Source organism: Zarconia navalis LEGE 11467, assembly GCF_015207075.1.
GTDB lineage: Bacteria > Cyanobacteriota > Cyanobacteriia > Cyanobacteriales > Geitlerinemataceae > Zarconia > Zarconia navalis.
The window spans coordinates 1-6,558 of the sequence record NZ_JADEXN010000302.1; the positions used below are offsets into that span (position 1 = coordinate 1).

Here is a 6,558-nt window from a genome sequence, read left to right on the forward strand (position 1 = left end):
ATGTAAACATTAAACCCCAACACGAATAACGGCTTACCGGAAAACTATACAATGCAATTTCCTGACTTATTTTTTATCTGACTTTAGGTAGGATAGAGTATACTACTGAATCTAAAGGTGGCAAAAATGAAAACAAATATATCAGCCACAATTGATGCTAAGCTGCTGAGGAACCTAGAAGAGCGAACCGGTATGGTGCGATCGCAACTTCTAGAAATAGCTTTACGGCACTACCAACACTTTCTGATTCAGGAAGAACTGGAGCGATTTTACTCGCAACACGAAGAAACAGAGGACGAGGAGTACGCTGCCGATGTTGCTCAGATGAACCTCGATGCAGCGATGGCAGATGATTAAGCAGGGAGAAGTTTATCTGTTTAAAGCGATTTCAAGTTCTGGAGATAGCAAGTTGTAGGGTGGGCAGTTGCGAGAATTGAAATTTCACGTTGCGACTCATTAAAATGCCCACCTAACAGCAAAGTTTTATAGTTTCTGATGGTGGGCAGCAGATCGATGTTGAATTGTGGTTGAATCGGCTAACGCTGCCCACCCTATAACGACTCCCCAACTGCCGACCTAACCCCAAATGATTCGGGAGGGAACGATGCCTTTTAGCTCTTACAAAACCATCGGCTCGGTTCTCCAGGAATTTCAAATTACCTACACCGAAGAAGATTTCATTATCGAAACCGAGTTTGAAATTTCCGACTACTTTCGCGAAGACTTACAAATTACGATGGAAGACGGGATGGTGAATAACTCAGAATTTGCCATCTGCGAAAACTTAATTTATCCCGTTCTCAAAGAAGTTTGGAAAAGCTATCGCACTCAATTTATTCTATGGAGTCATCAAGCGCTCAGTTACGATGAAAATCTATCGGGCTTTCCCGAGTACATCTTAGCCAAAAAGTCGCCCCTCGGTAAATTTGTCTTCGATAAGCCCTTCTTCGTACTCATAGAGGCGAAGCAAGATAACTTTGAAGCAGGATGGGCGCAGTGTATGGCAGAAATGGTGGCAGCGCAACGCCTAAATGAGAAGCCAGAACAAGATGTCTTTGGGATTGTCTCGAATGGTGGTGTATGGCAGTTTGGGAAGCTAAATGGAAGCTATTTTACTCGCAATCGAAGGTTTTATACAATTCAAGATTTAGATAAATTATTTGCAGTGGTTAATTGGATTTTCGAGCAATGCAAGATAATGTTAGCATAAGATGCATTAGACGGCGATCGATTCAATTCTAAACTAGATTTAAAAATCCGTCGTCACGCCTCATTTGAGTATCGCATTTCCGAACATTACGATTCGAGATGTTGTCGAGTTAGCATCAGATTAGTTTGGGCGAGGGGGTGGTTTAGATTGAGGGCTTGCGTGAAGCTATCGATGGCTTCGGGATAGCGTTCGAGTTGGTAAAGGGCAGTTCCATGACCGATCCAAGCTTCATCAAGTTTGGGGTCAATTTCGAGGGCTTTGGTAAAGTCTTTGAGAGCGGCAGTTGGGTTATGGAGTTTGAGGAGAATGCAGCCGCGATTCGTGTAGATAACTTCGTTCCTTTCTTCTTCATTTTCTGGGTCGATTTTGAGGGCTTTATCGCAGTTTTGGAGGGCAGATTGGTACTGTTGTAGATAGTAAGCTGGAAAGCTTCGATTTGCCCAAGCTAAGGTAAGTTTAGAGTCAAGATTTAAAGCCGTATCGAATAGCTGAAGCGATTTTTCGCAGAGGTCTAAGTCTATTTCTAGAATATTCTGACCATCACTGCAATCTTGAGTTTGACGAATGAGCAAGGGTTTTTCATAAATAGGTTGCAAACCATAGGAATATTGAACGAGAGCTAAATATCCTTGGTTATTCCATACTCTATCCTCACTAGGCTGAATTTTCGTAACCTTAGCAAAGCAAATTAAAGCTTCTTTAAACTTTCCGAGTTGATAAAAAAGAAAACCTTTTCTTCGCCAAGCATAGTGATAGTTGGATTTAATTTCTAATACCCGATCGTAGCTCTCAATGGCTTCTTCATATCTCCCTAAACTGAGCACATCACCTCGAAACATCCAAAAAAGGTAAGCACCTGGTTCAATTTCTAAAGCACGATCGTAGCTCTCAAGGGCTTCTTCATATCGCTCTAAATTAATAAGCGCCGATCCTCGATTTTTCCAAGTTTTGAGATGATTGGGTTCAATTTCTAAAGCACGATCGTAGTTCTCAATGGCTTCTTCATATCGCTCTAAATTAATAAGTATATTCCCTCGACTATGCCAAGCATAGTAATAGTTAGGTTTAATTTCTATGGCTCTATCGTAACAATCTAAAGCTCGACTAGAATCACCATCACTTTCAAACAGTAGACCTTGCTCTCGCAATAAATCAGACTTTCGTTCGTAGTCTGATGCATCTAGCAGAATGATTTTATCTTTAATTTCTAAAATCTTCTCTATTCGTTCCTCTGACGTTAAACTTAAATACTCTTCGTACTCCTTACCCACCAACTCTTGACAAGCCTTCCGTATATCTTCTTTGCTCTCAACAAACTTAAAAAATCCCGATCGCCAATCAAAGAAATCCGGGGCGCGTTGGACGAAATAATCGATCGCAAAACTGGGAACCAAAAAGATTAACGCAATCGGTAAATTCGCTTCAAACGCCTCGCGCTGCCGATTCAAATGACCCAACAACGGCGGCAACCCCTTCCAACTGTAGTTATAAATCTCTTCCGAACTCCACCCCGCCAGCCGCTTCGTATCCTCGTATGCATACAACGCCTGTTCCACTCCCGTCACGCAAGCAATCTCAAACTTTTCCCCCTGGTAACGCTCTAGCAACTCTCCATACAGCGTCTCACTCTGCCGATTTAACTCGAACTCCACCAGCCGCTTCTGGGGAAAACGCTTCTGAATCGCGTTGATTACCCGCGTTCCCTGGGCGGGATTGCACTGGACGAAAAACAGACCAAATCCCTTCTTCCGTCGCAATGCCCGCAATAGATCGTCGAGAACTTCTGCGGTGTCTGGATTCCAACGATCGAAACTTTCAAACTCGTTTTCCCACGGTTGTTCTGGCATCACAACTCCTTCCACAATACGGGGTGGACATCGTACCAAGTCTGCTTATCGCCATTGTCGTCAAAATAGCGATACTCCAACACGCAGCGACTAAAGAGCAAACTGCGCTGCACTTTGTCGTTGTCGATTTCCTTCGACTGATGCACCTCTCGCAGTACCTCCCACTGGTCTTCTTCCACCGCCCGTCGGTATACGTCCCGCAAGTCATCTACCGCCCGTTGCACTGCCCGTCCTCGAATCGGCAGCGCATCTGTCTTCGTAATCGCTTCCTGCATCAACTGCACCAAATCCCGCACGTAGCCGCCACTCATCAGGCAGAGTTCCTGGAGGATTGCCTCGGACTCAAACACATTCGGCACCAGGGAATCTTTCAAACTCGATGGCAGCCGCAGACAAATGATTTTTTTCAGGATATCCAAGCCTTTCTCGTAGGGGTCGTTATTTTCCCGACGCACCATAATCGATGGCAGCACTTGGGGAATACCGTAGTTATCTTTGAGTTCCGTCGCCCACCGGGAATAGACCAGGGAAATTGGCACCGTATAGATAATATGGCAATTAAGCGCCTTCAGTTGCTCGTGGCGATCGAGAAAAATTTCCTCGTGGTTGCTGCGTCCGTTATCCCGGAAAATCGGCACGATGCGATCGAGATTGTCGGCAATCACCAGCAGTTTCGTTTTCTCGGGCAAATGGTTCCTGCCATCTGCAATAAAGGCATTGAGCGCTTGGATGAGGGTTTCCGTGTGGGGTTCGATGCGTTCCCGAATCTTCTGTCGCTGTCCCGGTTCCGCCCGAACTGCTGCGGTGAGTTTGGCAAACTCCTTCAACCCCACTTCCAAATTGACCTTCTCGATGTCAATTTCCGTCACCATCACATCCTGCAAATCCCGGAGTCGCCCTTTAAACCAGTTGAGAACGGGTTCGGGATTGGCATTCTCCAGTTCCCGCAGCAGATGACGGGTACAGGCGAGGAGAATATCGGTATATTGAGCATCCTGAACGCTGATATCTTCCTCATCCGCCGCAAAGTAGACGACGACGTGGTTTCGTTCTACCAAGTCTTTCTGGAGGCGATAGAGTTCCGTGGTTTTCCCCGATCCGCGATACCCAGAATATAACTGATAGGTGAATTGTTGCGATCGCCGTACCGTTCGCCCCAAATCCTTCACCACATCCTCATCCCCCCGCACCGCCCGACAGTCTACATACGCCGGATCTCCCGGTAGCAAAGGCGTGGGCGTAAAGGCGTTGTACATCTCATCGAGCAGGTCTTCCATATCCTGGGGATTTCTCATCGTTTGAAGTTACCTGTAGATGGCTTCTGGGCGTGGCAATCGTCGTCGGGGTAGCGCCCCCGTGCGCGTCCCCTTGTGTCGGGGGTAGCCGAGATTCTCTAATGAATATGGTAATGGTAGATGCGAGAGTGTGAGGGGCGATCGTATTTATCTTCACAGACGATCGAGAGGTCAGCTTCGATCGATATTCTTCCCAGCTCTGAGGTGGCTAAATTCACTTTACAATAGTGAAAACGATAACCGACCCTATGCCAGCGAAGGATCTTTACCACGATCGGGTTAGGAGTGCCTTAATCAAGGATGGTTGGAGGATTACCCGCGATACATATCAAATTAAGTTTAAGGAAATTAAGCTCTACGCAGATTTAGCAGCAGAGACTATGTTTGCCGCCGAGCGCGATCGCAAACAGATTATTGTTGAGGTCAAAAGCTTTTTAGGTGCTTCACGAGTTCGGGATTTTGAGGCAGCGATCGGTCAATATATTCTTTACAGATTGTATTTGTCTCAGATATTTCCCGAAGCTACGGTTTATCTCGCAATTAACAGCGATATTTATCGCAGTTTTTTTCTCAAGGAGGCGATCGAATTTGTCATCAAAGAGTTAAATATTCAGCTAATTATTGTTGATATCGATCGGGAGGTTATTGTTCGATGGATAAACTCGTAAAATATCGTGAAATTGTTAAGGCGATCCTGACTCGTTACTATGAATTCGATCGAGAACAGCCATCGCCCGATGTTGAACCTTTTATTGCATTCGATGAGGTTCGCGACCATTACTTTTGGTTGCAGGTGGGTTGGGATACAACTGGCAGAACTTGTGGAAGCACGGTTTACATTCGTCTGTGCAATGATAAGGTTTGGGTCGAAGAGGATTTGACAGAAGATGGCGTGACGCGGGATTTGTTAGAAGCCGGAATTCCTCAAAGCGATATTGTGTTGGGATTTCAGCATCCTCGGGAACGAGCCTTGACGGACTTTTCTGTTGCGTGAGTTGACTGAGTGACAAAACTCGATCGATGTAAGTTGGGTTGAGAAACCCAACCCAACCCAACCGAACTATACGGACTTTTAGGGCTGAAACTATAGGCATCTCGACTCGTTTTGCCGATAATTTATCGCTCAAATGCTCGCCCCTACAGCGTCTCCTCCCCTCTTCATGCCGGTTTATGTTTACCGACTTTTTCATCAAACGCCCCGTTTTCTCCGCCGTCTGCTCGATTCTGATCGTCCTGGTGGGACTGGTTGGCTACACCCGCCTCCCGGTTAAAGAATTTCCCAGCATCGACCCCCCCGTCGTCAGCGTCTCCACCACCTATCCCGGCGCGAACCCCCGCACCGTGGAAACGGAAGTTACCGAAATCTTAGAAGCGCAAATTAATGGGGTGGAAGGGATTAAAACCCTCACCTCTGAAAGTCGGGAATCGGTAAGTTCGATTACCGTCCAGTTCGATCTCGATCGCGATATTGACATAGCGGCCCAGGAGGTGCGTTCTCGCGTCGCCCAAGCCGTGGGACAATTGCCCGACGAGGTGGAATCCCCGGTGGTGCGCAAGCGATCGGGAGATGCCTCCCCCATCATGTGGTTCAGCCTCTATTCCGAAGATGGCAGCATTTCCAACCTGGAATTAAGCGATTATGCCGATCGCTTTGTCGTCGATGCCCTCGAAACCGTTCCCGGTGTCAGCAACATCATCATCGGGGGAGAACGCCGCTACGCCATGCGGTTGTGGATCGATCCCCAACGATTGGCAGCACGCAACCTGACCATATTAGAAGTGGAAGATGCCCTGCGGCGGGAAAATGTCGAACTGCCCAGCGGCCGGGTGGAAGGGGATGCCACCGAATATCCCGTGCGCACCTTGGGGCAACTGCAAACCCCGGCAGAGTACGAAAACTTGGTGGTGCGAACAACTCCCAACGGCACCCAAATTCGCCTCAAAGATATCGGCCGGGCGGAAATTGGCGCAGAAGACGAGCGATCGTTCGTCCGCTTTAAGGGCAAACCGGCGGTGGGGTTGGGTATCGTCAAACTCTCCACGGCCAATATCCTCGAAGTTGCCGCCGCCGTCAAAGCCAAAATGGAGCAACTTTCCCCCAATTTTCCTGAGGGAATGACCTACCAACTGCCAGTAGACTCCTCAGAATTCGTCCAATTAGCGATCGATGAAGTGTGGGGGGCGCTATATCTGGCCACGATTTTGG

7 protein-coding genes are annotated in these 6,558 nt (G+C 47.4%); 5 read left to right on the forward strand and 2 right to left on the reverse strand.

The features are described 5' to 3' along the window. Positions 1-126 precede the first annotated feature (126 nt). Both IQ235_RS15275 and IQ235_RS15280 read left to right on the forward strand, forming a co-directional pair. A complete protein-coding gene (locus IQ235_RS15275) occupies positions 127-357 on the forward strand; it encodes a hypothetical protein (RefSeq protein ID WP_264322304.1) in 231 nt (76 codons plus the stop codon). 247 nt (positions 358-604) lie between these two features. After that, positions 605-1,210, forward strand: a complete 606-nt coding sequence (locus tag IQ235_RS15280; RefSeq protein ID WP_264322305.1) for a hypothetical protein — start codon at positions 605-607, stop codon at positions 1,208-1,210. Positions 1,211-1,296: 86 nt separating this feature from the next. Here the strand turns inward: IQ235_RS15280 and IQ235_RS15285 are convergent, their stop codons facing one another. Both IQ235_RS15285 and IQ235_RS15290 read right to left on the reverse strand, forming a co-directional pair. After that, the gene (locus IQ235_RS15285) at positions 1,297-3,057 is read right to left on the reverse strand and encodes a tetratricopeptide repeat protein (protein ID WP_264322306.1); all 1,761 of its coding nucleotides are present in this window, start codon (positions 3,055-3,057) and stop codon (positions 1,297-1,299) included. Further along, a complete protein-coding gene (locus tag IQ235_RS15290; protein WP_264322307.1) occupies positions 3,057-4,352 on the reverse strand; it encodes a P-loop NTPase fold protein in 1,296 nt (431 codons plus the stop codon). The genes IQ235_RS15285 and IQ235_RS15290 overlap by 1 nt, the downstream gene beginning before the upstream one ends. 248 nt (positions 4,353-4,600) lie before the next feature. On the opposite strand from IQ235_RS15290, the gene IQ235_RS15295 reads away from it, so the two are divergent. The 3 genes from IQ235_RS15295 to IQ235_RS15305 form a co-directional block, all read left to right on the forward strand. After that, the gene (locus IQ235_RS15295) at positions 4,601-5,020 is read left to right on the forward strand and encodes a XisH family protein (protein WP_264322308.1); all 420 of its coding nucleotides are present in this window, start codon (positions 4,601-4,603) and stop codon (positions 5,018-5,020) included. Continuing rightward, positions 5,005-5,346: a XisI protein gene (locus IQ235_RS15300; RefSeq protein WP_264322309.1), complete on the forward strand. Its 342-nt coding sequence runs from the start codon at positions 5,005-5,007 to the stop codon at positions 5,344-5,346. The genes IQ235_RS15295 and IQ235_RS15300 overlap by 16 nt, the downstream gene beginning before the upstream one ends. Positions 5,347-5,522: 176 nt before the next feature. Next, positions 5,523-6,558: efflux RND transporter permease subunit (locus IQ235_RS15305; RefSeq protein WP_264322310.1), on the forward strand; the 1,036-nt coding region annotated here is incomplete at its 3' end.